Origin of the sequence: Teichococcus vastitatis (assembly GCF_003604215.1) — a bacterium.
GTDB classification, from domain to species: Bacteria; Pseudomonadota; Alphaproteobacteria; order Acetobacterales; family Acetobacteraceae; genus Pseudoroseomonas; species Pseudoroseomonas vastitatis.
On record NZ_QXGS01000010.1, the window covers coordinates 25,865 to 52,006 of the forward strand.

The 26,142-nt window shown below is 67.7% G+C and carries 25 protein-coding genes; 17 read left to right on the forward strand and 8 right to left on the reverse strand.

Annotation, left to right across the window (positions count from 1 at the left end; genetic code table 11):
- Window positions 1–3 precede the first annotated feature (3 nt).
- Window positions 4–1,290 (reverse strand): hydantoinase/carbamoylase family amidase, encoded by a 1,287-nt coding sequence (locus D2K64_RS13680; protein ID WP_238384182.1) that lies wholly within the window; start codon window positions 1,288–1,290, stop codon window positions 4–6.
- On the reverse strand, window positions 1,280–2,068 hold the full coding sequence (locus D2K64_RS13685; protein WP_120008938.1) for an SDR family oxidoreductase: 789 nt from the start codon (window positions 2,066–2,068) through the stop codon (window positions 1,280–1,282). The genes D2K64_RS13680 and D2K64_RS13685 overlap by 11 nt, the downstream gene beginning before the upstream one ends.
- A gap of 217 nt (window positions 2,069–2,285) precedes the next feature.
- On the opposite strand from D2K64_RS13685, the gene D2K64_RS13690 reads away from it, so the two are divergent.
- The gene (locus tag D2K64_RS13690) at window positions 2,286–3,257 is read left to right on the forward strand and encodes a 2-hydroxyacid dehydrogenase (RefSeq protein ID WP_120008939.1); all 972 of its coding nucleotides are present in this window, start codon (window positions 2,286–2,288) and stop codon (window positions 3,255–3,257) included.
- 9 nt (window positions 3,258–3,266) lie between these two features.
- On the opposite strand, the gene D2K64_RS13695 is transcribed toward D2K64_RS13690, so the two are convergent.
- Window positions 3,267–3,857 carry a TetR/AcrR family transcriptional regulator gene (locus D2K64_RS13695; RefSeq protein WP_120008940.1) on the reverse strand — a complete coding sequence of 197 codons (591 nt, stop codon included), beginning with the start codon at window positions 3,855–3,857 and terminating at the stop codon, window positions 3,267–3,269.
- Window positions 3,858–3,923: 66 nt separating this feature from the next.
- Between D2K64_RS13695 and D2K64_RS13700 the strand changes: the two genes are divergently transcribed.
- The gene (locus D2K64_RS13700) at window positions 3,924–5,186 is read left to right on the forward strand and encodes an MFS transporter (RefSeq protein ID WP_120008941.1); all 1,263 of its coding nucleotides are present in this window, start codon (window positions 3,924–3,926) and stop codon (window positions 5,184–5,186) included.
- A 57-nt stretch (window positions 5,187–5,243) separates the two neighbouring features.
- Here the strand turns inward: D2K64_RS13700 and D2K64_RS13705 are convergent, their stop codons facing one another.
- Window positions 5,244–6,302, reverse strand: a complete 1,059-nt coding sequence (locus D2K64_RS13705) for a glycosyltransferase family 4 protein (RefSeq protein WP_120008942.1) — start codon at window positions 6,300–6,302, stop codon at window positions 5,244–5,246.
- 131 nt (window positions 6,303–6,433) lie between these two features.
- On the opposite strand from D2K64_RS13705, the gene D2K64_RS13710 reads away from it, so the two are divergent.
- The 5 genes from D2K64_RS13710 to parE all read left to right on the forward strand — a co-directional run bounded on the left by D2K64_RS13710 (window position 6,434) and on the right by parE (window position 12,984).
- Window positions 6,434–8,215: an ABC transporter ATP-binding protein gene (locus tag D2K64_RS13710; RefSeq protein WP_120008943.1), complete on the forward strand. Its 1,782-nt coding sequence runs from the start codon at window positions 6,434–6,436 to the stop codon at window positions 8,213–8,215.
- 14 nt (window positions 8,216–8,229) lie between these two features.
- The gene (gene otsA, locus D2K64_RS13715) at window positions 8,230–9,648 is read left to right on the forward strand and encodes an alpha,alpha-trehalose-phosphate synthase (UDP-forming) (protein WP_120008944.1); all 1,419 of its coding nucleotides are present in this window, start codon (window positions 8,230–8,232) and stop codon (window positions 9,646–9,648) included.
- Between the two features lie 47 nt (window positions 9,649–9,695).
- Window positions 9,696–10,268 (forward strand): nucleoside 2-deoxyribosyltransferase, encoded by a 573-nt coding sequence (locus D2K64_RS13720; protein WP_120008945.1) that lies wholly within the window; start codon window positions 9,696–9,698, stop codon window positions 10,266–10,268.
- Window positions 10,269–10,414: 146 nt separating this feature from the next.
- Window positions 10,415–10,897, forward strand: coding sequence for a DNA starvation/stationary phase protection protein Dps (gene dps / locus D2K64_RS13725; RefSeq protein ID WP_120008946.1), 483 nt, complete (start codon window positions 10,415–10,417; stop codon window positions 10,895–10,897).
- Window positions 10,898–10,983: 86 nt separating this feature from the next.
- The gene (gene parE / locus D2K64_RS13730; RefSeq protein ID WP_120008947.1) at window positions 10,984–12,984 is read left to right on the forward strand and encodes a DNA topoisomerase IV subunit B; all 2,001 of its coding nucleotides are present in this window, start codon (window positions 10,984–10,986) and stop codon (window positions 12,982–12,984) included.
- Window positions 12,985–12,991: 7 nt separating this feature from the next.
- Here parE and D2K64_RS13735 read toward each other — a convergent pair whose 3' ends face one another.
- Window positions 12,992–13,498: a DUF4347 domain-containing protein gene (locus D2K64_RS13735; protein ID WP_157985838.1), complete on the reverse strand. Its 507-nt coding sequence runs from the start codon at window positions 13,496–13,498 to the stop codon at window positions 12,992–12,994.
- A gap of 142 nt (window positions 13,499–13,640) precedes the next feature.
- Here D2K64_RS13735 and D2K64_RS13740 point away from each other — a divergent pair, with 142 nt between their 5' ends.
- Entirely contained in the window at window positions 13,641–14,591 is a 951-nt protein-coding gene (locus D2K64_RS13740) for an ABC transporter substrate-binding protein (protein WP_120008949.1), read from the forward strand.
- 42 nt (window positions 14,592–14,633) lie between these two features.
- On the opposite strand, the gene D2K64_RS13745 is transcribed toward D2K64_RS13740, so the two are convergent.
- Window positions 14,634–15,758 (reverse strand): hypothetical protein, encoded by a 1,125-nt coding sequence (locus tag D2K64_RS13745; protein ID WP_120008950.1) that lies wholly within the window; start codon window positions 15,756–15,758, stop codon window positions 14,634–14,636.
- 306 nt (window positions 15,759–16,064) lie between these two features.
- Between D2K64_RS13745 and D2K64_RS13750 the strand changes: the two genes are divergently transcribed.
- Complete coding sequence (locus D2K64_RS13750; protein WP_238384183.1) at window positions 16,065–16,829, forward strand: ABC transporter permease; 765 nt, start codon at window positions 16,065–16,067, stop codon at window positions 16,827–16,829.
- A complete protein-coding gene (locus tag D2K64_RS13755) occupies window positions 16,814–17,620 on the forward strand; it encodes an ABC transporter ATP-binding protein (RefSeq protein WP_238384184.1) in 807 nt (268 codons plus the stop codon). The genes D2K64_RS13750 and D2K64_RS13755 overlap by 16 nt, the downstream gene beginning before the upstream one ends.
- Before the next feature lie 6 nt (window positions 17,621–17,626).
- Here the strand turns inward: D2K64_RS13755 and D2K64_RS13760 are convergent, their stop codons facing one another.
- On the reverse strand, window positions 17,627–19,759 hold the full coding sequence (locus tag D2K64_RS13760; RefSeq protein ID WP_120008952.1) for a response regulator: 2,133 nt from the start codon (window positions 19,757–19,759) through the stop codon (window positions 17,627–17,629).
- A 148-nt stretch (window positions 19,760–19,907) separates the two neighbouring features.
- Entirely contained in the window at window positions 19,908–20,222 is a 315-nt protein-coding gene (locus D2K64_RS13765) for a DUF1289 domain-containing protein (protein WP_120008953.1), read from the reverse strand.
- Here D2K64_RS13765 and D2K64_RS13770 point away from each other — a divergent pair.
- From D2K64_RS13770 to D2K64_RS13800, 7 genes are all read left to right on the forward strand, one after another.
- On the forward strand, window positions 20,221–20,997 hold the full coding sequence (locus tag D2K64_RS13770) for an SDR family oxidoreductase (RefSeq protein WP_120008954.1): 777 nt from the start codon (window positions 20,221–20,223) through the stop codon (window positions 20,995–20,997). The genes D2K64_RS13765 and D2K64_RS13770 overlap by 2 nt on opposite strands.
- Window positions 20,997–21,389 carry a dihydroneopterin aldolase gene (locus D2K64_RS13775; RefSeq protein WP_238384185.1) on the forward strand — a complete coding sequence of 131 codons (393 nt, stop codon included), beginning with the start codon at window positions 20,997–20,999 and terminating at the stop codon, window positions 21,387–21,389. Before D2K64_RS13770 ends, D2K64_RS13775 begins: the two co-directional genes overlap by 1 nt.
- Window positions 21,390–22,061: 672 nt before the next feature.
- Window positions 22,062–24,062: an excinuclease ABC subunit UvrC gene (uvrC, locus tag D2K64_RS13780; RefSeq protein WP_120008956.1), complete on the forward strand. Its 2,001-nt coding sequence runs from the start codon at window positions 22,062–22,064 to the stop codon at window positions 24,060–24,062.
- Between the two features lie 23 nt (window positions 24,063–24,085).
- The gene (gene pgsA, locus D2K64_RS13785) at window positions 24,086–24,706 is read left to right on the forward strand and encodes a CDP-diacylglycerol--glycerol-3-phosphate 3-phosphatidyltransferase (RefSeq protein WP_120008957.1); all 621 of its coding nucleotides are present in this window, start codon (window positions 24,086–24,088) and stop codon (window positions 24,704–24,706) included.
- A 53-nt stretch (window positions 24,707–24,759) separates the two neighbouring features.
- Window positions 24,760–25,362, forward strand: a complete 603-nt coding sequence (locus D2K64_RS13790) for a hypothetical protein (RefSeq protein WP_120008958.1) — start codon at window positions 24,760–24,762, stop codon at window positions 25,360–25,362.
- Between the two features lie 5 nt (window positions 25,363–25,367).
- A complete protein-coding gene (gene moaD, locus D2K64_RS13795; protein ID WP_120009018.1) occupies window positions 25,368–25,619 on the forward strand; it encodes a molybdopterin converting factor subunit 1 in 252 nt (83 codons plus the stop codon).
- Between the two features lie 4 nt (window positions 25,620–25,623).
- Entirely contained in the window at window positions 25,624–26,076 is a 453-nt protein-coding gene (locus D2K64_RS13800) for a molybdenum cofactor biosynthesis protein MoaE (RefSeq protein ID WP_120008959.1), read from the forward strand.
- The last annotated feature ends 66 nt before the right edge of the window (window positions 26,077–26,142 follow it).

Genomic DNA, 26,142 nt, shown 5'->3' on the forward strand with positions numbered 1-26,142 from the left:
GGATCAGCCCGCCACCCGGGAAAGCCAGCGGGTCACCACGGCGCAGCCGGCGGCGAAATCCTCCATCCGCATCGCCTCATGCGGATTGTGGCTGCCGTTCTGGTTGCGCACGAACAGCATGGCGGAAGGAATGCCGGCGGCGGCGAAGGCCGCCGCATCATGCCCGCCCCCCGAGGCCATCTCCAGGTAAGGAATGCCGAGCGCGGTCGCCGCCTCGGCGAGGCTGTGGCGGATTCCGGCGTCCATGGGCGATGCGAGGGAGCCGGTTTCCGGGCCAAGCTCGAACCGCACGCCGCGCCTTGCCTCGATCGCCGGCACCTGCCGGGCGATTTCGGCGAACACCGCATCCACGCTGGCCGGGTTCACGCTGCGCACGTCCAGCATGAAGGTCGCCTCGCCCGGGATCTTGGTGAAGCCAGCTTCGGCCGTGGTGGCCAGGGTGCAGAAGGTGCAGACCAGCCGGTGACCAAGGGTTTCCAGCCGCGCCCATTCCTCGTCCAGCGCCACGGCCAGCTCGGCCAGGGCCATGGCGGCATCGCGGCGGAAGCGGCGCGGCGTGCCGCCGGAATGGTTGTATTCTCCGAGTACCCGCCCCTGCCGCAAGCGGCGGCTGCCAGGAATGCCGGTGACGATGCCGACCGGTACCGCCTCCGCATCCAGCACGGGCCCCTGCTCGATATGCAGTTCCAGAAAGGCAGCGGTGTTGGCCGGCGTCACCACCGCTTCGCCCCGCGCCGCGAAGTTGGGATCGAACCCTTCTTCCCGCATGTGCTCCGCCAAGCTACGGCCGGTATCCTGGCGGAGAACCTGCAATTCCTCCGGCTTCAGCCGCCCCAATGCGCCACGGCTGCCGGGATAGGAGGTCGGGAACCAGGCGCCCGCCTCCTCGGCCCGTGTCGCGATCACGGTGATGTCGCGCGCCGGGGCGAAGCCCGCCCGGCGCAGACCCGCCACCGCCGCGAGACCGGCCAGCACGCCGGCGGCGCCGTCGAAATTGCCGCCATTTGGCACCGAATCGAGATGGCTGCCCAGCAGCACCCGCTTCGCCGTCCGGTCGGCACCCGGCAGGGTCATGTGCAGATTGCCCACCGGGTCGACACTGACCTCCAGCCCCAGCGCCTCCGCTTCCCGCCGGGCGAGCGCATGGGCCATGCGCTCACCGGGGCCGTAAGCCTCCCGGGTGATGCCGACGCCGTCGAAGCTCCGCTCCCGCAACTCGCCGAACAGGCGCCCGGCGAGCGCCACATCCGGCTGCAGGTTGGGCCGCAGCCCGGCGGCGTCAGACGCCACGAACCACTCCGCCGTCGATCAGGTGCACGCGGCCGGTGGTGTAGGCCGCCTTGTCGGAGGCCAGGAAGGCGCCCATCGGCCCGAATTCGCGCGGCTCGCCGTAGCGGCCGACCGGGATGGTGGCGGAGCGCTCGGCCACCAGCGCCTCAATGCTCTTGCCGCTCTTCTGCGAGACGGCAGCCAAGGTTTCCTTGGTGCGGTCGGTGTTGAAGGCGCCCGGGCCGATGATGTTGCAGGTGATGCCGTCGCCGGCGACCTCGCTGGCGAGGGTCTTGTTCCAGCCCACGATGGCCGAGCGCAGCGTGTTCGACAGTGCCAAGCCCGGCAGCGGCTGCGCCACGCCGGTGGAGGCGATGGTGATCAGCCGGCCCCATTTCTGCTGCTGCATGGCTGGCAACAGCCGGTTGGCGATGCGAATCGGCGACAGCACGATGCGCTGGAACCAGGTGACGAGGTCTTCCTGCTTCATCTCCAGCGCCGTGCAGGTCGGCGGGCCACCATGGTTCAGCACCAGGATGTCCACGCCGCCGAGCGCCGCGACGGCGGCATCGGCCAGGCGGTCCATCTGCGTGCCTTCCGCCACGTCGGCTACGATGCCGATGGCCTTGGGCGCTCCCAGCGCCTGCAATTCACCGGCAGCGCGGTCGAGGCTGTCCTGGTTGCGGCCGGAGATGGCCAATGCCACGCCTTCCTCGGCCAGCGCATCGGCGACCGAGCGCCCCAGCCCCTTGGAGGCTCCCATCACCAGGGCGCGGCGCCCCTTCAGACCCAGATCCATTCGCGTATTCCCCTTGGCCGGATTTATTGCCGGAAGGTGATCCGAACCAACGGCCGTGGCAACCTCCCCCGGCCGACCTTCGGCCGGATACTGGCCCTGGCACCCGGGCCGGGAGCAGCTAAGCTGGCGGATGGCTGAGGAGGACAGCCAGGCCCGGCGCGGCGCGCCGGCATGCCTCCGCGCCACCGATGTCCCTTCCCGGCCCCGGAGTTGTTGCATGCCGAAGCCCACCCTGCTGCTGACCCGCCGCTTCCCCGACGCCGTCGAGGCCCGGGCGCAACGTGACTACATCACCGTGCCGAATCCGGCTGACACGCCACTGGACGGCCCCGCCCTCGCGGCGGCAGCGGCCGACGGCACGGTTCAGGGCATCCTCTGCGCCGCCGGTGACGCGCTGGACGGCGACACCATCGGGGCGCTGCCGGACAGCGTGCGGATCATCGCCACCTTCAGCGTTGGCACCGACCATATCGATCTCGCCGCCGCCCGGGCGCGCGGCATCGTTGTCACCAACACGCCGGATGTGCTCAGCGTCGCCACCGCCGAGATCGCCATGCTGCTGATCCTCACCGCGGCCCGCCGCGGCGGCGAGGCGGAGCGCATGCTGCGGGCCCGTGAATGGACCGGCTGGGCGCCAACCCAGCTGATGGGCGTCACGCTGGAGAACAAGGTACTGGGCATCCTGGGGATGGGACGCATCGGGCAGGCGCTGGCGCGCATGGCGCGCGGCTTCGGCATGCAGGTGCATTACCGCAACCGCAATCGCCTTCCGGAAGCCGAGGAAGCTGGCGCCACCTACCACCAGGATGACACCACGTTTCTTGGGGCCATCGACGTGCTGTCGATGCACATCCCCGGTGGTGCCGCCACCCGGCACTGGCTGGATACGCGCCGCATCGCGCAGCTGCGACCCGGCGCCATCGTGGTGAACACCGGGCGCGGCACCACAGTGGATGATGCCGCGCTCTGCGCGGCGTTGCAGAATGGCCACCTGCGCGCGGCCGGACTTGACGTGTTCGCCGGCGAGCCGACGATCTTCGAGGGCTACTACACGACGCCGAACCTGGTGCTGCTGCCGCATCTCGGCAGTGCCACGGTGGAAACCCGGGACGCGATGGGCTTCCGCTGCCTGGACAACCTCGATGCCGTGCTGATCCGCGGCGCAGCGCCGCTGCATCCGGTGGGCTGAACCCGGACTTCAGCCAGGCTGCCGATGGGCCCGGATCAGGCGGCGGGCCGCATCGGCCACCTGCCGGGCCGGGCCGTCGGCACCGAAGATTTGACCGGAGGCGAAACAGCCTTCGATCAGCAGCAGCAGGGCATCGGCCAGCGCTTCCGGCTCCAGCACGTCCATGCCGGCCGCCATATCCCACAGCCGCATCCTCAGCGCGCGCTTGTGGTCTTCCGAGACCCGGCGGGCCGGGTGTCCTGGCGCCGGATACTCGACCACGGCATTGGTCAGGCCACAGCCGCGATAGCCCTCCCGCTCGGCCCGCTCGCCCAGCCTCGACAGAAACAACAGCAGCTGCGCCTCCGAATCGCCCGGGTGCGCCGCCACTGCCTCCTCAAAGCGGGACCAGAACAGCGCTTCGTAGTCGCGCAGATAGCAGGCGGCTAGCTCATCCTTGGACGAGAAGCTGCGGTACAGGCTGGGCTTCGTGACCCCGGCCTTGGCCACGATCTCATCGACGCCCACGGCGCGGATACCCCGCTTGTAGAACAGGTCACGCGCCGTTTCCCGGATGCGGGCGGCGGCACGGGGTGGCTTGATGCCGTCCGCATCGTCCATGGATTGCTTCTTGACCCTGTTACAGATCGGTACGTAAGGTGCCGATGAAACGTACCGGTCAGTAACATGAACATAGTCCGTCCGAGGCTGTTTGGCCAGAACTATGCCTTCGTCGTGGTGGCGGCGATCTTTCTCACCTTGCTGGCGGCGGCCGGAGCGCGCTCGGCACCCGGAGTGCTGATCCTGCCGCTGGAGGAGCATTTCGGCTGGGGCCGCAGCACCACCGCCCTTTCGGCCGGCATCGGTATCTTCCTGTACGGCATGGTCGGGCCGTTTGCGGCGGCGCTGATGAACACGCTGGGCCTGCGGCGCACCGTGCTCGGCGCATTAGCACTGATGTCCGCGTCGGCGGCGGTCAGCGCCTTCATGAGCGAGCCCTGGCACCTGATACTGAGCTGGGGCGTGTTTTCGGGCCTGGGCTCCGGCGCCGTGGCGCTGGTGCTCGCGGCCACCATCGTGAATCGCTGGTTTGTCCGCAACCGCAGCCTGATGATGGGCCTGCTGACGGCCAGCACCGCCACCGGGACCCTGGTTTTCCTGCCGGTGCTGGCTTGGCTGTCGCAGACTGGCGGCTGGCAACCGGTGGTGATCGCCGTAGCCTTGGTGTTGGCGGCGATGATCCCGGTGGTCTGGCTGCTGTTGCCGGAACGTCCGGCCGCGGTCGGGCTTCTGCCCTACGGCGCCACCACGGCACCGGTCGAGGCGCCGCACGCCGGCATGGTCTCGGCAGCCATTGGGACGCTGAAGCGGGCGGCACGGACGCGCAGCTTCTGGTACCTGTTCGCAACTTTTTTTATCTGCGGCTTCACCACCAACGGTTTGGTCGGCACGCATCTGATCGCCCTGTGCGGCGACATGGGCATTCCGGCGGTGCAGGCGGCCGGGCTGCTCATGGTGATGGGCATCTTCGACTTGGTGGGCACGACGCTGTCCGGCTGGCTGACCGACCGCTACGATCCCCGCAAGCTGCTGTTCCTGTATTACGCGCTGCGCGGGCTGTCGCTGATCTACCTGCCCTTCTCTGATTTCTCGTATTACAGCCTGGCGGTATTCGCCGTGTTCTACGGACTCGATTGGATTGCCACCGTGCCGCCGACGCTGCGCCTGGCCACAGAGGCCTTCGGCGAGCGCGATGCCCCGGTGGTGTTCGGCTGGATCGCGGCCGGCCACCAGATGGGCGCCGCCAGCGCCGCCTATCTGGGCGGGGCGCTGCGGGACAGCCAGGGCGACTATCTCACCATGTTCCTGCTGGCCGGCAGCACCGGCCTCGTCGCAGCCGGGTTGTCGGTGATGATCCGCCGCGGCCAGACCGCCGGGGCTCCGGCCTGAAGCCATGAAAAAGCCGCCGCCGGCCCGGAGGCCAGCAGCGGCGGAACAGAGCCTGGATCAGCCGGCGACGGCGCGCAGCTGCGGCTTGCCCCTGGCGGCGATCAGGTCCTGGTACACCGACACATAGTCTTCCGCCATGCGGCGGGCGGTGAAGCGCTGCTCGAACCGGGTCCGCACCTGGGCGCGATCCAGGTCCGGGATGCGTGCCACGGCCGCCACGGCCTCATCCTCGTTATTCACCACGAAACCGGTCAGCCCGTCCTCCATGACTTCGGGTACCGAACCGCGCTCAAAGGCGATCACCGGGGTGCCGCAGGCCATCGCCTCTATCATGACCAAGCCGAACGGCTCCGGCCAATCGATCGGGAACAGCAGGCCATGCGCGCCGGACAGGAAGCCGGGCTTCTGGCTGTCATTGATCTCGCCCACATACTCCACATGCCCCTGGCTGATCAGGGGCGCGATCTCGCGGTCGTAATAAGCGCGATCGGCGGCGTCGATCTTGGCCGCGACCTTCAGCTTCACGCCCGCGCGGGCCGCGATGCGGATGGCCTTGTCCAGCCCCTTCTCGGGCGAGACCCGGCCCAGAAAAGCGAAATAGGACTGCTCCACCGGCTGCGGCGTCAGGCGGTCCCTGGGCATCCCGTGCAGCACGGTGCGCACCCAGTTCAGGGAAGGGATCGGCTTGCGCTGATGATCCGAAATCGAGACGAATGGCGTCCGTCCGTAGGTCTCGTAGATCATCTTGAATTCGGGCAGGTCGAGCCGCCCGTGCAGGGTCGTCAGGAATGGCGTGTTCTGCCGCTCCAGCAGACCCAGCGGAAAATAGTCGATGTGGGAGTGGATGATATCGAACTCGCCGGCGCGACGCGCCACCATCTCCACCATCCGGTGGTAATGCGCCACCCAGTCCTTGACCGTGGGATCAAGCCGGAGCGCCTGTTCGCGCATCGCGGCCAGTTTGGCTGCCGTGACGGAATCGCCGCTGGCGAACAACGTCACGTCGTGGCCCATGGCCACCAATTCCTCAGTCAAGGATGAAACAACGCGCTCCGTGCCACCATATAACTTCGGCGGGACGGCTTCAAACAATGGCGCGATTTGCGCGATACGCATCAAAACAATCCCTCTTCACAAGCAAGCTGGTGCCACTACTTGCAAGGAACCGGTCTTGATCACGGCTCAACTTGTTTCCAGCTCTGTCAGTCAACAAGATAGGATTTGAATATGGCGAAAGCGAGGCTGGCATGACTGCGGTTGACACCGCCACGCCATCGCCCTGGCGCTTCCTGCTGCACCATGCCAAGCCGCGCCTCGCCACCCATGCCGCGGTGTTCGCGGGCGTACTGGTCGCCGTGCTGTGCGGCGTGGGTGCGCAATACGGGTTGAAGCAGTTGATCGACCTGATCGCGGCGGGGCCAGCGGCCGCCCCATCGGCGGCGGTATGGCATGCCTTCCTGGTGCTGTGCGGCTTCATCGCCGCCGACAACCTGTTGTGGCGGGCCGCCGGCTACGCAGCCACGCACGGCTTCACCGCCACGGCCGGCCAGATCCGGGAAGCGCTGTTCGCCCATCTGCTCGGCCACAGCCCGGCCTTCTTCGCCGACCGCCTGCCGGGAGCGCTCGCCGCGCGCGTTTCCACCACCGCCGTATCGTCGTTCGGAATCGGCAACATCCTGGCCTGGGGCGTGCTGCCGCCGGCGGCCGCCGGCCTGGGTGCCATCGCCATCACCGCCCATGTGCATGTCGGGCTGGCAGCCTGCCTCGTCGGCAGCGCCCTGTGCATCGGATGGGTGATGTTCCGCATGGCGCGCCGCACCGCGCCGCTGCACCGCCTGCATGCGCAGCGCGCCGCGGCCCTGGACGGCGACACCGTCGATGTGGTCGGCAACATCGCCATGGTGCGCGTCTTCGGCGCCACCATGCGGGAACGGCGGCGCATCGCCGCGGCGGTGGAGGACGAGATCTCGGCGCATCGTCGCAGTCTGTGGTCGATGGAATGGCTGCGCCTGATCCATGCCGTGCTCACCGTCCTGCTGGTGGCCGCAACGCTGGCGGCCGGGCTCTGGCTCTGGCGCCAGGGCCGCGCCTCGGTGGGGGACGTGGCGCTGCTGGCAACGTTGTCCCTGACCATCCTCAACGCGACGCGCGACCTGGCCGTCGCCCTGGTGGAGTTCACACAGCTTTCCGCCCGGCTGGAGGAGGCGTTGCGGGCCCTGCTGGTGCCGCACGGCCTCCGGGACCGTCCTGGTGCCGTTCCGCTGAAGCCCGGGGCCGGCGGCATCCATGTGCAGGGCGTCTGCTTCGCCTATCCGGACCGCATGCCGGTGCTCCGGAACCTTGATCTGGTGGTTCCCTCGGGGCAGAAGCTGGGCATCATCGGCCCCTCCGGCTCGGGCAAATCGACCCTGCTGGCACTGCTGCAGCGCTTTCATGAGCCGACCGGAGGCCGCATCCTGATCGACGGCCAGGATCTCGCCGCCGTCACGCTGGACAGCCTGCACCATGCATTGGCGGTGGTGCCGCAGGACACCGCCCTGTTCCATCGCTCGGTTATCGAGAATATCCGCTATGCCCGGCCGGAGGCCTCCCTCGAGGAGATCCGCCGCGCCGCCCGGCTGGCGCAGTGCGGCGCCATGATCGACGAACTTCCGGACGGGCTGGACACGGTGGTGGGCAATCGCGGCGTCAAGCTGTCGGGCGGGCAGCGCCAGCGCTTGGCCATTGCGCGGGCCCTGCTCAGCCCGGCGCCGATCCTGTTGCTGGACGAGGCCACCAGCGCGCTGGACAGCGACAGCGAGCGGGCGGTGCGCGACGGCTTGGCGGAGCTGGTGCGCGATCGCACCGTGATCGCCGTGGCGCACCGGCTCTCCACCCTGCAAAATTTCGACAGAATCATCGTGCTGGATCAGGGCCGGATCGTGGAGGACGGCACGCCGGCCGAGCTGGCCAGCCGCTGCGGACCGTATCGCGCAATGCTGCGCCAGCAGCAGGGTGGCCTGGAGCCGCACCTGCCGGAGGCAGCCTAGAAGGAACGGCCCCGATGTCGAGACTGGTGGTGGTGTCCAACCGGGTGGCCCCGATCAATGAGGGTGAGGCCACGGCCGGTGGTCTGGCCGCCGGCGTGATGGATGCGCTGCGGCATTCCGGCGGGTTGTGGTTCGGATGGTCCGGGCAAACGGTGCCCGATGCCGTGGTGCCGCCCGACAGCCTGGCGCCCGGCCTGCCCCCCGCGGTGGCGCGCAGCGGACCCGTGACGCTGTACACCACCGATCTCACCCAGCGCGACTACAACGACTATTATCGGGGCTTCGCCAACGGCACGTTGTGGCCCACCCTGCACTACCAGACCGGCCTGGCCCGGTTCGAGCGCCGGGAATTCGAGGGCTACCGGCGGGTCAACCGGCACTTCGCCCGCCATCTTGCGGCGCTGGTGACACCGGGCGACGTGATCTGGGCGCATGACTACCACCTGATGGGGCTGGCGGCTGGCCTGCGGGAACTCGGGCTTCGCAACCGCATCGGGTTGTTCCTGCACATTCCCTTTCCGGCGCCTGCCGTGCTGACCACCATCCCGGTGCATGCGGAGTTGATGCGGGCACTGTGCCAATATGACCTGATCGGCTTCCAGACCGAGGCGGACCGCCGCGCCTTCGCGGATTACCTGCGGCAGGAGGCGGAGGGCCAGGAGCTTCCGGACGGTACCCTGCAGGCCTTCGGCCGGAGCCTGCGCACCGGGGTCTATCCCATCGGGGTCGATGTCGACGCCATTCGCGCGGAGGCCGCCCTGGCCGACGCCCCCCACCTGACCGCATTGCGGGCGGGTCTCGGCGGCCGTGCCCTGGTGATGAGCGTCGAGAGGCTGGATTATTCCAAGGGGCTGCGGCAGCGTTTCGCCGCCTATGAGCGCTTCCTGGCGGAGCAGCCGGATTGGCACCGCCGCGTCGAATACCTGCAGATCGCGCCGCCATCCCGGTCCGATGTCGAGGCCTACCAAGCCATCCGGCGCGAATTGGAGGGGGAAGCCGGTCGCATCAATGGGCGCTTCGCCGAGCTGGATTGGACGCCGCTGCGCTACCTTAATCGTTCCTTCCCGCGCCGGCAGTTGATGCCGCTCTACGCCGCCGCGCAGGTCGGGCTGGTGACGCCGCTGCGGGACGGCATGAATCTGGTCGCCAAGGAGTATGCGGCGGCGCAGAACCCGGAGGATCCCGGCGTGCTGGTGCTGTCGCAATTCGCCGGCGCCGCCCGCGAACTGGATGCCGCCCTCCTCGTCAACCCGCATGACGAGGCCGGTATGGCCATGGCGCTGAAACAGGCGCTCGGCATGGCGGTGGAGGAGCGACGCGAACGCCACGCCGCCATGCTGCGCGTGATGCGCCACAACAGCCTTGAGCGCTGGCGCGACCGCTTCGTCGGCGATCTGAGGCAGCTTCCCAGCCTGGTCGCCAGCACGGGTTGAACGCCTGAGGCTGGGCTTTCCGGCCGCGTCGGGGCAGATTGCGAAGCATGCGCATCTATCTCGCTGGTCCCGATGTTTTCCTGCCCGACGCCACCGCCATGGCCGCGGCCAAGAAGAAGATTTGCGATCGTCATGGTGCCGTTGGCGTGTTTCCGACCGATCCGGTCGAGGACGCGGCTGCCGATGCCGCCGCGACGCGCTTTCTGGAGATCTCGCTGCGCAACGAGGCCCATATCCGCGGCTGCGACGGCCTGATCGCCAATCTGACGCCATTCCGCGGCCCATCGGCGGATGCCGGAACCATCTATGAGCTCGGTCTGATGCGCGGGTTGGGTCGGCCGATCGCCGGCTACACCAATGATGCCCGCGACTTCGCCGCCCGGACCCGCGAAATCCTGGGAGCCTCTGCGCGCGAAACGGCTGCGGGATGGACCGATGGCGAGGGGCTGAGCCTGGAGGATTTCGGCTGCCACGATAATCTGATGATCGACGGCGGCATCCTGGCGGCAGGCGGCGTGTTCGTGGCCCGGGACCTGCCGCCCACCCTCCGCTGGAGTGACCTGCAGGGCTTCGAGGCCTGCGTCGTGGCCCTGATGCGCGGCTCGGCAACGGGCTACTGATGTCGCGAAGCGCGGCGAAAGTCACGCTTGCGGTGAAACCGCCCGGAAGGCCATGCGCTAATCCAGCAGTTTTCGCGCACCGCCGGGTTGCGGTCTTGCCACCCCACGGTCCGCGATGTCTGGTCACGGTTCCGAGGAGATAGAAGATGGCCCTGCGTCCCACCCGAAATGATTTGGGCGAGAACGCCAAGAAGGTTTCCATCACGGTACTGAACGGCACGCTGGTCGACATGATCGATCTGACCAACGCTGTTCGCATGGCGCACTGGACGCTGCGCGGCCCGAACTTCATCGGCCTGCACGAGATGCTGGAAACCTTCTACAATGACCTCTTCGCCACCGGGGACGAGGTCGCGGAGCGTCTGGTGCAGCTGGGCGGCACGCCGGACGGCACCAGCCAACTGGTCGCCGAGAAGTCGCGCCTGACGCCCTACTCGCAGTCCACCGTCTACACGCTGGACCATGTCCGCGAACTGGCGGACCGCTTCTCCAACCTGGCGAAGTCGGTTCGCGAAGGCATCGACAGCACGGATGATTCCGGCGATGCCGACACGGCGGACCTGCTGACCGGAGTGTCGCGCGACCTGGACAAGAAGCTGTGGATGCTGGAATCGCACCTCGATAAGTAGGCATCCCCCTGCGTCGCACATCTCCGATGGGGTTGCGGCGCAGGCACCGCCTTCGCTAGGTTGCACGGCGAAGGTGTGAACAAGACATGAACGATCTGTTTGGCGGCCGTGGCAGCAAGGCGCAGCCCGGCAAGGCGGAAACCGCCGCATCCTATTCTGCCAAGGACATCGAGGTCCTGGAGGGGCTGGAGCCTGTCCGCCGCCGTCCTGGCATGTATATCGGCGGCACCGACGAGAACGCCCTGCACCATTTGGCCGCGGAAGTCCTGGACAATGCCATGGACGAGGCAGTGGCCGGCCACGCCGATCGGATCGAGGTGACGCTGGAGCCGCAGAACTGGCTCACCATCCGAGACAATGGCCGCGGCATTCCCACCGACCCTCACCCGAAATTTCCCAAGCTTTCGGCGCTGGAGGTGATCCTCACCACCCTCCACTCCGGTGGCAAGTTTTCCGGCAAGGCATACGACACCTCGGGCGGCCTGCACGGCGTCGGCTCCTCGGTGGTGAATGCGCTGTCGGAGCGCCTGGAGGTCGAGGTGGCGCGCGACCGCACGCTGTTCACCCAGGCCTATTCCCGCGGCAAGTCCCTGGGCAAGCTGAAGAACGCTGGCACCATCCACAACCGGCGCGGCACAACCATTCGCTTCCGGCCGGATCCCGAGATCTTCGGCGAGTTGCAGTTCTCCGCCGCCCGGCTGTTCCGGCTTTGTCGCTCCAAGGCCTATCTGTTCCGCGGCGTCGAGATCCGCTGGTCCTGTGACCCTGCCCTGGTGCCCAAGGGTCAGGAAGCCGAAATCCCGTCCCAGGCGGTGCTGCACTTCCCGGGCGGCCTGTCGGACTTCCTGGCCGTGGCGATCGAGGGCCGCAGCGCCGTGATCCCGGCGCCCTGGGCCGGCGAGACCAACTTTCCGCAATCGGCCGGCAGGGCCGAATGGGCGGTCACCTGGCTCGAGCAGGGCGACGGCTTCCTGCACACCTACGCCAACACCATCCCAACGCCCCAGGGCGGCACCCACGAGGCCGGCCTGCGCAGCGCCCTTGTGAAGGGCCTGCGAGCCTATGGCGAGTTGAAGAAGGAGCGCCGCGCGGCCAACATCACCGCCGAGGACGTGTTCGGCGGCCTGGCCGGCATGCTGTCGGTGTTCATCCGTGAGCCGCAGTTCCAGGGCCAGACCAAGGACAAGCTGACCAGCCCCGAAGCGGCACGGCTGGTGGAAACCGGCCTGCGCGATCAATTCGATCATTGGCTCGCCGGGGATCCCGCCAATGCGGACAACCTGCTGGCCTATGCCGTTGAGCGGGCAGAGGACCGCATCCGGCGCCGGGAACAGAAGGACACGCCGCGCAAGACGGCGACGCGGCGCCTTCGCCTGCCGGGCAAATTGGCGGATTGCTCGCGCGAATCGGCCGAAGGCACCGAACTGTTCCTCGTGGAGGGCGATTCGGCTGGCGGCTCCGCCAAACAGGCCCGGGACCGCGAAACCCAGGCCGTACTGCCGCTGCGGGGCAAGATCCTGAACGTCGCCTCGGCTTCCGCCGATAAGCTGCGGCAGAACCAGGAGCTGAAGGATCTGATCGAGGCGCTGGGCTGCGGCGCCGGTGACCGCTTCGAGGCCAAGCGCCTCCGCTACGGCCGGATCGTGATCATGACCGATGCCGACGTCGATGGCGCCCATATCGCCGCCTTGCTGATGACCTTCTTCTACAAGGAATTGCCGGAGCTGGTGCGGCAGGGCCGGGTTTATCTGGCGCAGCCGCCGTTGTACCGCCTCGCGACGGCCGGCAAGACGCTCTACGCCATGGACGATTCGGAGCGGGAGAAGCTGCTGAAACGGGCCTTCAAGCCCAATCAGCGGGTCGAGGTCAGCCGGTTCAAGGGGCTGGGGGAGATGCCGCCCGCCTCCCTCAAGGAAACCACCATGGATCCGCGCAAGCGAACCCTGCTGAGGGTGGTGCTGCCCCCTGAGGAGCGTGCCGCGACCTCGGAGCTCATCGAGGCCCTGATGGGCCGCAAGCCCGAGCTGCGCTTCCGCTTCATCCAGGAGAATGCTGCGCGGCTGGAAGTGGAAGCGCTGGACGCCTGAGCGCGCGTCAGGCGTTGCCGGTGACCAGACTCAGCCGGGGCGGCGCCCCGCCCGCCAGCGGCGCGGGCGCCGCGATACGGGCGGATGGCAGCAGCGCCGGTCGCTTGTGCAGGTGTTCGGTGACCACGGTACGGCCGATGGCATGGGCCAATCGGTGCGCCAGGTAGCGGCCCGACACGCCGGCCCCGGGCAAGCCCAGGATGTGGATGCGCGCCGCATCCGCCAAGCTGGCACCAAGCCTGTGCAGGGCATTGCCGGCAGGCGACAGGGACGTGGCATCCAGCACGCTATGGCCCAGCAGCAGCAAGCCCGGGCTGCCATGGCCAACCAGGGTGATCCCCGTCAAAGGCGCGTAGTTCGCGGCAACGTCGTTCACCTGCTGCAGCCCGTCCCGATTGTGATCCAGGATCAGTACCGCCGCGTTGGGGCCGGCGGCGATCAGGTGGGACGGCCAGCCTGTCACTCGCGGGTCGATCACCAGCAGATGGTCGGGACGCAGGGCGTTGTCGGACATGGAGGGATCGGTTCCTTCTGGATGCCGCATTCTCGTTCCGCACCGTTGAAGAAACCGTTGACGCCCGCCGCTTTCCGCATTGCCGGACGCGGATTACGCTGCGCCGGGAGAAAGCCGCCAGGCTCCTGAGGAGATCCGATCCATGCAACGCCGCCTTTTTCTGGGGGCCGCCGCAGGCGCGCTCGCCATGCCGACCCTGCTTCGCGCCCAGGCAATGCCTAGGATCACCATCGGAATGTCGGGCTGGACCGGCTTCGCGCCGCTCACGCTGGCCGAGCAGGCCGGGCTGTTCAAGGCCAATGGCGTCGAAGTGGAAACCCGCTTTGTGCCGCAGCGCGAGCGCAACCTCGCCCTCGCCGCCGGGGCGCTGAACTGCGTGGTGACCACGGTGGACACCATGATCCTGTGGGGCAGCACCATGCCGCTGGTGCAGGTGCTGGTGCTCGACCGCTCACGCGGCGGCGATGGCGTGGCAGTGCGGCCCTCGATCGCGGACTGGGCCGGGCTGAAGGGCAAGACCGTAGCGGTGGATGGTGCCGGCACCACCCCTTATTTCGTGCTGGCCTACATGTTGCGGGAGAACGGCCTCTCGGTCCGCGATGTTCGAACCGCAGCGCTGGCGCCACAACCGGCGGCCCAGGCCTTCGTGGCCGGCCAGTTCGATGCCTGCTCCACCTACGAGCCTTATCTGTCGCAAGTGCGCAGCATGGGCGCCGACAAAGGCAGGATCCTGGCCACCACCCTCGACCATGCCTGCGTGGTCGATACGCTGGCCTTCTCGCCGGATTTCGTGGCGCAGAACGGCGCGGCCGTGCAGGCGGTGGTGAAGAGCTGGTTCGATGCGCTGGCCATGATCGAGCGCGAACCCGATCGATCCTTTGAGATCATGGGCAAGCGCGTGAACCAGTCCGCCGAGGCGTTCAAGGCCAGCGCAGCCTTTATCGAGTGGATGGATGCCGGCAAGAACCGGTCCTATGTGGCGGAGGGGCTGCCCGCCTTCATGAACAAGGCGCTGGATGTGCAGCGTGAAGCCGGGGTGGTCCGGCAGTCGCCGGATCTCGGCAAGCTGCTGAACCCCGGCTTTCTCGCCTGAACGGCACCTGCCCGGCCGTCCCGCCGGGCAGGCGTGCTTCCGTCAGAAGGCGAAGGACAGGCCGACGTGCAGCGCGTCATACCCGCGCCGGCCATCCAGGTAGGTCAGGGTCAGGCGCGCCGGAGAAGTTGCGCCCATCGTGGCGCTGATGCCGTATTCCTGCCAGGAGCTGACCGCCAGATCATCTCCCGCCAGACGGGTGTCGGTGAAGGACGCACCCAGCAACAGCGGCAGGCCGCCCACCGTGCCGAAGGGGCGTGAGATCCAGGCACCATTGCGGTAATAGGCGTTCTGCAGGTCGTAGCGGAGGTCGTAATCGCCGACCTTCACCGGCTTGGTTTCGTAATAGCCCACCGTGTTGCCGATGCCGAGCACCAGCCCGGCTGGCAGGCCGACGCGCAGGTCGCTGGTCAGCGAAGCACCATAGGCCGACCCGACCGAGCCGACCTCCGAGGAGCCTGCCGCGCCGGCGCGCACCGCCGGAGTCAGCGCCCAACGGAGTTCGGGCGTCACCACTACCGGAATGCGCAGGCCAAGACCGGCGGAGCCGATATAGGACTGGGCGCCGGCGCTGTCGGTCAGCATCAGGGGCACGCTCAAGAACAGTTCAGGTCCGTCCTGGCGGAAAGCGTAGGACACCGCCAGCGGCAGGCTGTAGGCCTGGGTATCGAAATCCTCCGCCTGCTGGTCCGTGAAGCTCAGGCCGGCCGCGAAATGCCAGCCGGCTTCGCGGCTGTCCAACCGGCCGGTATCGCCCGGCAACGCCGTACCAGCGGCGTAATCCGCGATCACCGACTGCCCCTGGAGCGAGGATGGATTGCCGGCCACGGGATCGATCGTGCTGGTGGCCACGATGGCGTCATAGATGCTGCGCAGTTCGTCCGAGGCGACTTCGCCCGTGGCGAAGGCGGCGAGCTGGCCGGCCGCTTCGGCCGCGGTGGCGCCATCGAAGGTCCGCTGCAGCCCGGCGCCCGGCACCGTCAGCACGAGCGCGTTGCTGCCGGCCTGGCGCGTGACGGTGGCCGGCACGCCACGGATGCTGACCTGAGCCGTGACTTGTGAGGCCGCGGTGTAGTTCGGCGCGATGCTGCGGATGTCGCCGCGACGCAGCACATCCAACGCCGCATCGATGCTGGAGAAGCTGCGGGTGTAGGTCTGGCCGTCCACCGTCAGTGTGGCTTAATAAGCCTCTGCGGCCCGCCCTTGTTCGGGCGCCAGGACCGCACCCAGCAGCATCAGGCCAGCAATAGCTCGCTTGTCACGCATTGTCATGCAGAGGAGTTCTTCTTCTCCGGGTAAGGGGTATCTCCTATCATGATTGGTAAGTAATCCACGAGTAATTTCATCTCATAGTTGTATCCTGATCGCGACGGGCTGTGCATGACGGACGAAAGCTTGTCAGGAGGTGGCATGCTCCGCGGGTTACGGCAGAATGGTTGCCGCAATCAGTCGGGCGGCGAATCCTTGGAACCCTTGAAGCCCATCTCTCCCCTTGCCCGCGTCGCACTCGGCATCGCCTTCTTCGTCGTGTTTCTGGGCACCTGGGCGTGGGTCACCGGCAGCGGGTTGGTGCAGCCGCTGTTTCTGGCCTCCCCGTTGCGGGCCCTGTCCGCCGGCTGGTCGCTGTTCGCCGAGTACAACTTCATCGGCGACATCGGCATGACGGTGTGGCGCGTCCTCGGCGGCTTCCTGATCGCGGCAGCCATCGCCGTTCCTCTGGGCCTGTTGATGGGTGCCTACAAAGGCATCGAGGCTTTCTTTGAGCCGTTTATATCCTTCGCCCGGTACCTTCCGGCCTCCGCCTTTATTCCCCTGCTGATCCTGTGGGCGGGCGTCGGCGAGGCGCAGAAACTGGCAGTCATCATCCTCGGCTCGGTGTTTCAGATCGTGATCATGGTCGCGGTGATCGCCGGCGGCACGCGCATGGATCTGGTGGAAGCTGCGTATACACTCGGATCGCGCGGTCGCGGCATTCTGCGGCGGGTCATCATCCCGGCCGCCGCGCCGCAGGTGATGGAGGCGCTTCGCCTCGTGCTCGGATGGGCCTGGACCTACGTTATCGTGGCCGAGTTGATCGGCGCCCAGAGCGGCATCGGCCACATGATCATGGACAGCCAGCGCCTGCTGGACACCGGGCAGATGATCTTCGGCATCGTCGTGATCGGCGTGATCGGACTGGTCACGGATTACCTGTTCAAGAGCCTGAACCGGCGCCTGTTCCGTTGGACGGCGCTGTGAACGGGCTCAGCATCCGGGGACTGACCCGGTCCTTTCCGGGCCAGGGGCGCGCCGCGCCGACGCTGGCGCTGCAGCCTACCGATCTCGACGTGCGGCCGGGTGAGTTCGTGTCGATTCTTGGCCCCTCCGGCTGCGGCAAATCCACCATGCTGCGCATTGTGGCCGGGCTGGACCGCCCCACCACCGGCAGCATCCACTGGAATGGCCAGAGCGTGACCCGTCCCGGTCGTGAGCGCGGCATGGTGTTTCAGTCCTACACGCTGTTTCCCTGGCTGACGGTGGAGCAGAACATCGAGTTCGGCCCGCGCGAGCGCGGCGCTTCGGCCGCCGAGGCGCGCGACATCGCGGCGACCTTTATCGCCCGCACCGGGCTCCGCGGCTTTGAGCGGCACTGGCCCCGGCAATTGTCGGGCGGCATGCAGCAACGCACTGCGCTGGCACGGGCACTGGCCAACGATCCCGAGATCCTGTTGCTGGACGAGCCGTTCGGCGCGCTGGATCACCAGACCCGCGAATTGATGCAGGAGCTGCTTCTGGAAGTTTGGGGCGCGGACCGGCCGGAGCAGCGCAAAACCGTGCTGTTCGTTACGCATGACATCGACGAGGCGGTATTTCTGGCCAACCGCGTGCTGGTGATGTCCGCCCGGCCAGGGCGGATCAAGACGGAACTGTCGGTTCCGCTGTCCTATCCCCGAGACTGGATGGTGAAGACCAGCCCGGAATTCGCCGCCATGAAGGCACGCTTGATGAGCGACATCCGCGAGGAGGTGCGCAGGGCTGCGCTCGGTTGAGCGACCTCAGCCCGGCTCCAGCAGCGCGTGGACGCGCGCCGCCAGATCGTCCATGGCGAAGGGCTTCACCACCATCTCCATGCCTTTCTGCAGGAAGCCCTCGCCGCGCGCAGCGGCCTCGGCATAGCCCGTCATGAACAGGATGCGCGCCTCGGGCTGGCGCTGCCGCACCAGGGCCGCCAGCTGCAGGCCGTCAGGTCCAGGCAAGCCGATATCGGTAACCAGCAGATCCAGCCGCGACAGCTTCTCGATCAGCCGCTGGCCGGCATGGCCATCCTCGGCCTGCAGCACCGCGTAACCCTGCTCGCCCAGCACCTCGACCACGAGCTGCCGCACCACCGGATCATCCTCCACCACCACCACCACCTCGCCCGTGGAACGGCGGGGCGGCTCCGGTGCCGTCATGTCGCGCGGCGGCGCTGTATCCGCCCTGTCATGCCGCGGCAGGTACAACTCCACGGTGGTTCCTTCCCCGGACGCGGAAAGGATGCGCACGGTGCCCTTCGACTGCCGGGCGAAGCCGTAGATCATCGACAGGCCGAGGCCGGTACCCTGGCCGGCCGGCTTGGTGGTGAAAAAGGGCTCGAAGGCGCGTTCCACCACCGAAGCGGGCATGCCATGCCCCGTGTCGCGGACGCGGATCACCACGTAGTCACCGGCGTCCAGATCGCGCAGCGCGGGATCACGGCCGGCATGCCGGAAGCCTGCCGTCGTGATCAACAGCCCGCCGCCATCCGGCATCGCGTCACGGGCATTGATGGCCAGATTCAGCAGCGCGTTCTCGAGCTGGTTCGAATCGCACAACGTGCCCCACAGCCCCTGCTCCAGGCCCAGTTCGAGCTGAACAGCCTCGCCGCAGCTGCGCCGCAGCAGGCTGCGCAGATTCTCGATCAGACCATTCACCTGGACCGGGCGCGGATCGATCGGCTGTCGGCGCGCGAAAGCCAGCAGGCGGTGCGTCAGCGCCGTGGCCCGGGTCGCCGACGCGGAGGCGCTTTTCAGGAACGGCCCGACGGCGGCCAAGCGGCCCTGCGCGATGCGTGTCTGGATCAGGTCCAGGGAGCCGCTGATCCCCTGCAACAGGTTGTTGAAGTCATGCGCGATGCCGCCGGTGAGTTGACCGATGGCCTCCATCTTCTGCGCCTGCCGTAAGGCATCCTCGGTCCGTTCCAGCTCCGCAGTGCGCTCGACCATGCGGTGCCGCAGCATGGCTTCCCGGGCGCGGCGTTGCTCGGCCGAATGGAGCTGACGGGCCATCGCCTCGACCAATGCCAGCTCGTCGCTCTGCCAGTTCCGCGTTGCCTCGGCGTGCAGGAACAGGAGGGTGCGCGGCTCGTCACCCTCGCCCAGGGTCACGGTCAGCGCCGCCCGCATCTCCGCGGTCCCGCCGCTGTCGTGTGACGCCAGAACCGCGCCTTCCGCCCCGCTCCAGAGCTTGTCGCCGAACAAGCACATGTCGTGCTGCCCTGCCAAGCTCGGCAAGGAGCCCGCGGTCCAATCCGCCTCGACCTCGATCCGCAGCTTCCCTTCCAGCCGACGGCCATGGCCGATGCGGCTGACGCCGAGCAAGGGGCCGAGCCGTGGGGCCACCGCCCGTAACGCATCGGTCGGGCCCTGCCGCCGCAACTCCTCCTCCAGTTCCAGCAGCAGGCTCTGGTGCTGCTCGCGCAGGATGCGCGTCGTGATGTCCGCGGCCGTGCAGAGCAGGCCCAGCACAACACCGGCGGGCGACAGGATCGGCATCACGCTGACGGTGAGCACGCGATGGCCGCCTCCGGGGCCCGGCAGCGTCACCTCCGGCAACAGCACCGGTTGCCCTTCAAAGCCGCGCGCCAGGGCGGCCGCATCGGGACCGAAGTCACGACCGCAGCGGAAGCGCGGGTCCGGCGACGGGCGCGGACCTTGTTGGGTCAGGGCCAGATAGGCATCATTGCCAAAGAGGCGCTGTTCCTTGCCCCAGATGACGAAGCAGGGGCCGGCAGCGGCCAGCATCAGCCGCACCGCGTTCTGCAAGGCCCTGGCAAGGTCCGGCGCTTGATCGTCCCGACAGTCTTCGCGACCGAAGCGCAGGAGGTCAGGGGCAGAGCCCTGGCCGCTGGCGGTGAGGATCAGGCCGGACTGGCCCATTGCTTGGTCCATGGCTGCCGGGCAGCACCTTCTGCGCCACCGATGTTGTGCAGGCTGCCCCGGGGCCAGGCAGTCCTGGGCGCGAACGCCGCATTTTGCGGGGTCCGCTCGCCTCACGACATTGTGCGTTTTCCGACAATCAAAATAAAGTGTATTTCAGTTAAGGCGTTGCTTTCTTCTTTCCGGCAGCGGCACCTGTCGCATGGCCGGCAGCGGCACCTGTCGCATGGCCGGCCGCGGCGAGGGCCACGAGGCGCGGCTCCAGATTGGCCAAGATCGCGCTGCGGTATTCGGGCGCTTTCTTCCAGCTCTTCTTCTCCGGCTTCGTCATGCCGCAGCCGAAACACCAGCCGGTGTGGTCTTCATATCGGCAGATCTTGATGCAGGGTCGTTCCATCGGCCTGAAATGGTCGCTGCCGGGGGCGTTGCACACCCGCTGGACGCCGCGATCACCAGCCCGCACCATTCGGGGCATGGAGTCGCATCTTTCCCCTGCCCTGCCGCGAACCGCCCTGGTCACCGGCGCATCGCGTCGGCTGGGCCGCGCGATCGCCTGCCGCCTGGCCGAAGCCGGCTTCGATCTCGCCCTCCACTACGGCCAGAGCGCCGCGGAAGCACAGCAGCTTGCGCAGGAATTGCGGCAGCGAGGACGGCGCGTGGTGACGCTGCAAGCGGCGCTGGAGCGTGAGGCCGAGGTGGAGGCCCTGTTTCCCGCCGCCATGGACGCGCTGGGTCCGATCGGGGTGCTCGTCAACAATGCCGCCACCTTCCGGCGCGACGAATGGAACGATGCCAGCCGAGCCAGTTGGGATCACCACCTGGAGCCCAATCTTCGCGCACCCTTCGTGCTGGCCCAGGCCCTGGCCCGGGCTTTGCCGCCGACAGCGGAGGGTGTGATCATCAACATGCTTGACCAACGGGTCTGGTCGCTGACGCCGCACTTCGTCAGCTACAGTGTTTCCAAGGCCGGCCTGTGGGCGCTGACGCAAAGCCTGGCGCTCGCCCTGGCGCCGCGGATCCGGGTCAATGGGATCGGCCCCGGGCCGGCGCTGCCCAGTCCGGGCCAAACGGAGGCGCAGTTTGCCGCCCAGGCCGCCGCCACCCCGCTGCAGCATGGCACAAGCCCTGACGAGGTGGCCCGTGCGGTGATGGCGATCCTGGCGCTTCCGGCCATGACGGGCCAGATGATCGCCCTGGACGGAGGCCAGCACCTGCAATGGTCGGCGCCGAGGCGGGCGGAGGACCGCTGATGCTTGTCCCCGATTCCGCCCGCGGCCTGCGCCGCGTTTTCGTGCGCCGGCTCGATCTGCAGGCCCGATTGGGTGTTTACCCGGCGGAACAGGAGGCGGCTCAGCGCGTCTTCGTGGATCTGGAGATGCTGGCGTCGGAAGGCGCCTGGGCCGGTACCGTTGGGCCGGATACATTGGAACGGGTGGTGGACTACGCGGCCGCCGCCGAGATCGCCTGTCACATCGCCGCCGAGGGACACGTCTTCCTGGCGGAAACCCTGGCAGAACGGATCGCCATGGCTCTGCTAAAGCATGACGAACGGGTGGTGCAGGTACGGGTCACGGTAGAGAAACCTGACATTCTTCCCGACGCCGCCGGCGTCGGCGTCACGGTCGAGCGTCGGCGTATCTGAGCGCGGGCGCATTTGCCTGTCATTTCAGCAAACCGACAAGAGCTCGCCTTCAGGAGGCCTGGAGTGGCGATTCTCTCCATGCAACGCGATCATCCAGCAATCATCTCTCATGCATCTTGTTATGCTTCCAAGTCATGCCAGGAATGCTTCCAGAGAATGTCCTGGGAGCCCCTTCATTGACCCGCTGGCGCTGGGCGACAAGGTGGGGCCGCATGAGTCCTGCCCGCGGCACAGTCCAATAGACGGAATTGTTGAGACGGCGGAAAGCGCTGCGCCGGCCTTGTTGCAGAACAGCACGCCGCCTGCTTCCTGCAGCTGCATTTCTCTAGCCTTCCGCTTCACAGCGATGTGATCACCGCGCGAATTGCGTACGACGAATTCATCCACTGGCCGGACCGAGACGCCCAGCCGCCCCATTGCGTCAACTCGATTGTTGATCTTGACGGCTTCGCTGCGGACGTAAATTTCATTTTATAAGTAAATTCAATTGCTTGAGGAATTGCCTAAGCCTTGGGCAAGGTCGTGTAACGCCTGTATGACAGCGCTTTAGCAGACTTTCTCCCCGTAGCTTCCACAGACTTATCCACAGCTTCGGTGGACAATTCAAGGAAGGGCGACAAGCGCCCAAGCCATCGCTTGAGATGGCATCACAAGCATGGTTGATCCCGCCGCATGACCGAAGACGCCGCCCCGACTGATCTTGAGCTTGTCCCTGTCATGGAAGGCGTCGCGGTGATCGAGGCGGCGCTGGCCACCATGCCATTCGCCCCCGGCGTTTACCGCATGCTCGATGCGAAGGGCGACGCGCTGTATGTCGGCAAGGCTCGCAGCCTGAAGAAGCGAGTGGTGGCCTACACCCAGATCGCCCGCCTGCCAGAGCGGCTGCGCCGGATGGTGCATGCCACCCGCCGCATGGAGATCATCACCACGGGTAGCGAGGCCGAGGCGCTGCTGCTGGAAGCCAACCTGATCAAGAAGCTCAGGCCGCGCTTCAACATCGTTCTGCGGGATGACAAATCCTATCCCTGGCTGGTGCTGACCGAGGATCATGAGTTTCCGCAGATCACCAAGCATCGCGGCGACCGACGCAAGGGCGCCAGCTACTGGGGTCCATTCGCCAGCGCCTGGGCGGTGAACCAGACCATCACTGCGTTGGAAAAGGTGTTCCTGCTGCGGTCCTGCCGGGACACCGTGTTCGAGAGCCGGGACCGGCCCTGCCTGCTGCACCAGATCAAGCGCTGCTCCGCACCGTGCGTCGAGCGCATCAGCCGGGAGGATTATGCCGGACTGGTGAAGGACGCCAAGAAGTTCCTGTCCGGCGAGACGCCCTCCATCCAGAAGCGCCTCGCGCGGGAGATGGAGGAAGCATCCATGGCCATGGAGTTCGAGCGCGCCGCCGCGATCCGCGACCGGATCCGGGGCCTGACCCATATCCAGGGGCAGAACAGCATCAACCTGGAAGGCGTGGGGGACGCCGACGTGGTGGCATTGCACCAGATCGCCGGGCAATCCTGCGTGCAGGTGTTCTTCTTCCGCGGCGGCCGCAATAACGGCAACCGCTCCTTCTTTCCCACGCACCTGAAGGACGACGCCGCGGCGGAGGAGGTGCTGTCCGCCTTTCTGACCCAGCTTTATGACGACCTGCCGCCGCCGCCCCTGGTGTTGCTGTCGCACGACCTGCCCGATGCGGGGTTGATTGCCGAAGCGCTGACCCTGAAGGCCGGGCGCAAGGTGGAGCTGCACCGGCCTCAGCGCGGTGAGAAGCGGTCGGCCATCGACCACGCCGCGACCAATGCGCGGGAAGCGCTGGAGCGCAGATTGGCGGAAGGCACGGCGCAGGCCGCGCTGCTGGAAGGCGTGGCCCGGCTGTTCGACCTGTCGGAAACGCCGCGCCGCATCGAGATCTACGACAACAGCCACATCCAGGGCAGCCACGCCTATGGCGTTATGGTGGTGGCCGGGCCCGAGGGCTTCCTGAAGAATGCCTATCGGAAATACGCGATCCAGGGCGCGGTGGCGCCACGGATCCCGGCGTCGGTGGCGGCGGAGGTGCCGGGCGGATTGGCGGCCACCCGCCGCGCCGGCGGGGGTGACCGGATCGCCAGCGGCGGCGGCGACGACTTCGCCATGATGCGAGAGGTCTTCGAGCGCCGCTTCGGCCGCGCACTGAAGGAAGATCCGGAGCGGCAGGGTGAGGGTTGGCCCGACCTGGTACTGATCGATGGCGGCGCGGGCCAGCTATCCGCGGCGCAGGAGGTGATGGCCGAGCTCGGCCTCGGCGACCTGCCCCTGGTCGCGGTAGCCAAGGGCCCGGACCGTGACGCCGGTCGCGAATGGTTCCATCGCACCGGCGCGGCGCCGTTCCAGCTGCCTCCGCGCGACCCGGTCCTGTATTACCTGCAGCGCCTGCGGGACGAGGCCCATCGCTTCGCCATCACCACCCACCGAGCCGGGCGCTCCAAGGCGATCACCCGCTCGGAACTGGACGAGGTGCCCGGCGTCGGCTCGGCCATCAAGCGGCGGCTGCTGCACCATTTCGGCTCGGCACGGGGCGTCCGGCAGGCCGGGCTGGAGGATCTCCGGAACTGCCCCGGCATCGGTCCGTCGATGGCATCGCGCATCCACGGGCATTTCCACCCTGGCGCCGCCGGAGCTAATTTGGGAAAGGGTTGACTGCCCGCCGGGAAGAACGCGCTTTGCCAACCGATCTGCCGAACATCCTGACCCTTTCGCGCATCGCCGCGGTGCCGCTGCTGGTGCTGCTGGCAGCATTGCGGCTGCCCTGGGCGGATGTGGCGGCCTGTGCCGTGTTCTCGATCGCGGCGATCACCGACTACTTCGATGGCAAGATCGCCCGAGACCGCCAGCTGGTCTCCGCCTTCGGCCGAATGCTCGACCCGATCGCCGACAAGCTGCTGGTGGCGGCGGCGCTGATGCTGCTGGCGGGGCTGGCGCGGCTCTCGCTCTGGGGGCTGCTGCCTGCCATCGTGATCATGCTGCGGGAGATCCTGGTCTCGGGGCTTCGGGAATACTTGGCCGGGCTGTCCGTGGGCCTGCCGGTGACCCGTCTGGCCAAGTGGAAGACCGGCGTGCAGATGACCGCGCTGGGTGTGCTGCTGGCCGGCGACAGCGGCGCGGCCGTGCTCGGCCTGTCATTCCTGCCGATCTCCGCGCTCGGCGAGCTGCTGCTCTGGCTGGCCGCCACCCTGACGCTGCTGACCGGCTGGGACTACCTGACCGCCGGGCTGCGGCATGCCGAGGCGCAGGACACCGCCACCACCACCGACGCCGCCGGCAAGCCATTCTCCAGCCCTTGAGCCGGACGCGGCGCGGCCGCATCTTGCAGCCAGCCACACGCGGGAGCATCGCCATGAGCCGGTTGTCCATTCCTTTCCTGCCGGCTGGTGCGCAGCGCGCGGCCAGCCTCGCAGCGCTGCTGGCATTGGGGGCCTGCGCGTCGTCCCTCACCGGTCCCCGCAGCGAAGCGCCGCCGGAGAGCCTGACGGTGCAGCGCATCGAGGGCCGTGCCCCCGAGGTACCGCCGCTGCTGCCGGCCGTCGGCAATGTTTGGCCGGAAGGCGAGCTGGAAGGGCAGCGCGCCACCCTCGGCAGCCGTGACCTGATGGAACGTGCGCCGACCGACAATCCGCCCCCGGCCAACCGCCCGATCCCTGGTCCGCGCGGCAGCTCGACCCCGCCCGATCTGCTGGACCGCCGCACCAGCAGCGACCTGTCGCTGCGCCCGCAGGAGCCTCCGCCGCCGCCCTCCACGCTGCCGCGGAGCCAAGATCTGGGGCGGCCGGGCCGCATCATTCCCACTCCGGAAGGTTCGGTGGTGACCACAGGCGGCAATTCCGGCCACTCCACCTATTCCGGCCCGAATGGCCGCACCGGCACCGCCATCCAGCAGGGCAACACCATCATCCTGATGGATGCGGATGGCCGGGTGCAGCAAGTGCCGGCACCGCGTTGACCGCCATGCGCGTGATGTATTTCGCCTGGGTGCGGCACAAGATCGGCATCAGCCAGGAGGAGGTCTCGCCCCCTGCCGACGTGACCGATGTGGCGTCGCTGATGCGCTGGCTCGCCGGCCGCTCCCCCGGCCATGCCGAGGCGTTCGCCCAGCCGGCGCATGTGCGGGCCGCGGTGAACCATGCCTTCTGCCAGCCGGACCATCCGGTAGGGCCGGATGACGAGATCGCGTTCTTTCCGCCCGTGACCGGGGGCTGACGTCGTGGCGACGATCCGGGTGCAAGAGGCGCCGTTCGACCAGCAGGCCGAGCACGCCGCGCTGATGGCGGGTCGTGCGGATGTCGGCGGCATCGCCGCCTTCACGGGAATCTGCCGAGCCGATGACGGGCTGGCGGCGCTGGTGCTGGAACATTACCCCGGCATGACCGAGCGCGCCCTGGCCGAGATCGCGGCCGAGGCGGAACGGCGCTGGTCGCTCACCGGCTGCACCGTGATCCACAGGTTCGGCCGCATCGGCCCGGGCGAGCCGATCGTGCTGGTGCTCACCGCCAGCGCGCATCGCCAGGCGGCGCTGGAATCCTGCGCCTTCCTGATCGACTGGCTGAAGACCGGCGCGCCGTTCTGGAAGCGCGAGGAGTTCCCCGACGGCACCGGCCGCTGGGTGGATGCCAAGGCGGAAGATGATGCTGCGGCGGAGCGGTGGCGCCGGGCCTGAGGCCGCGCTTCGCGACAATGCGATGAACAAGGGCAACTCCGCCGGCCAGGGGAAGCTTGAGCGGCT

Bases quoted from the DNA above. Each gene is read 5' to 3' on its own strand.
- otsA (WP_120008944.1), top strand. From the start codon at position 8,230: ATGTCGAGACTGGTGGTGGTGTCCAACCGGGTGGCCCCGATCAATGAG.
- uvrC (WP_120008956.1), top strand. From the start codon at position 22,062: ATGACCGAAGACGCCGCCCCGACTGATCTTGAGCTTGTCCCTGTCATG.
- D2K64_RS13720 (WP_120008945.1), top strand. From the start codon at position 9,696: ATGCGCATCTATCTCGCTGGTCCCGATGTTTTCCTGCCCGACGCCACC.
- D2K64_RS13740 (WP_120008949.1), top strand. From the start codon at position 13,641: ATGCAACGCCGCCTTTTTCTGGGGGCCGCCGCAGGCGCGCTCGCCATG.
- D2K64_RS13705 (WP_120008942.1), bottom strand. From the start codon at position 6,302: ATGCGTATCGCGCAAATCGCGCCATTGTTTGAAGCCGTCCCGCCGAAG.
- D2K64_RS13760 (WP_120008952.1), bottom strand. From the start codon at position 19,759: ATGGACCAAGCAATGGGCCAGTCCGGCCTGATCCTCACCGCCAGCGGC.
- D2K64_RS13735 (WP_157985838.1), bottom strand. From the start codon at position 13,498: ATGTCCGACAACGCCCTGCGTCCCGACCATCTGCTGGTGATCGACCCG.
- parE (WP_120008947.1), top strand. From the start codon at position 10,984: ATGAACGATCTGTTTGGCGGCCGTGGCAGCAAGGCGCAGCCCGGCAAG.
- D2K64_RS13695 (WP_120008940.1), bottom strand. From the start codon at position 3,857: ATGGACGATGCGGACGGCATCAAGCCACCCCGTGCCGCCGCCCGCATC.
- dps (WP_120008946.1), top strand. From the start codon at position 10,415: ATGGCCCTGCGTCCCACCCGAAATGATTTGGGCGAGAACGCCAAGAAG.
- D2K64_RS13775 (WP_238384185.1), top strand. From the start codon at position 20,997: ATGCTTGTCCCCGATTCCGCCCGCGGCCTGCGCCGCGTTTTCGTGCGC.
- D2K64_RS13765 (WP_120008953.1), bottom strand. From the start codon at position 20,222: ATGCCCCGAATGGTGCGGGCTGGTGATCGCGGCGTCCAGCGGGTGTGC.
- D2K64_RS13790 (WP_120008958.1), top strand. From the start codon at position 24,760: ATGAGCCGGTTGTCCATTCCTTTCCTGCCGGCTGGTGCGCAGCGCGCG.
- D2K64_RS13685 (WP_120008938.1), bottom strand. From the start codon at position 2,068: ATGGATCTGGGTCTGAAGGGGCGCCGCGCCCTGGTGATGGGAGCCTCC.
- D2K64_RS13700 (WP_120008941.1), top strand. From the start codon at position 3,924: ATGAACATAGTCCGTCCGAGGCTGTTTGGCCAGAACTATGCCTTCGTC.
- D2K64_RS13770 (WP_120008954.1), top strand. From the start codon at position 20,221: ATGGAGTCGCATCTTTCCCCTGCCCTGCCGCGAACCGCCCTGGTCACC.
- moaD (WP_120009018.1), top strand. From the start codon at position 25,368: ATGCGCGTGATGTATTTCGCCTGGGTGCGGCACAAGATCGGCATCAGC.
- D2K64_RS13690 (WP_120008939.1), top strand. From the start codon at position 2,286: ATGCCGAAGCCCACCCTGCTGCTGACCCGCCGCTTCCCCGACGCCGTC.
- D2K64_RS13710 (WP_120008943.1), top strand. From the start codon at position 6,434: ATGACTGCGGTTGACACCGCCACGCCATCGCCCTGGCGCTTCCTGCTG.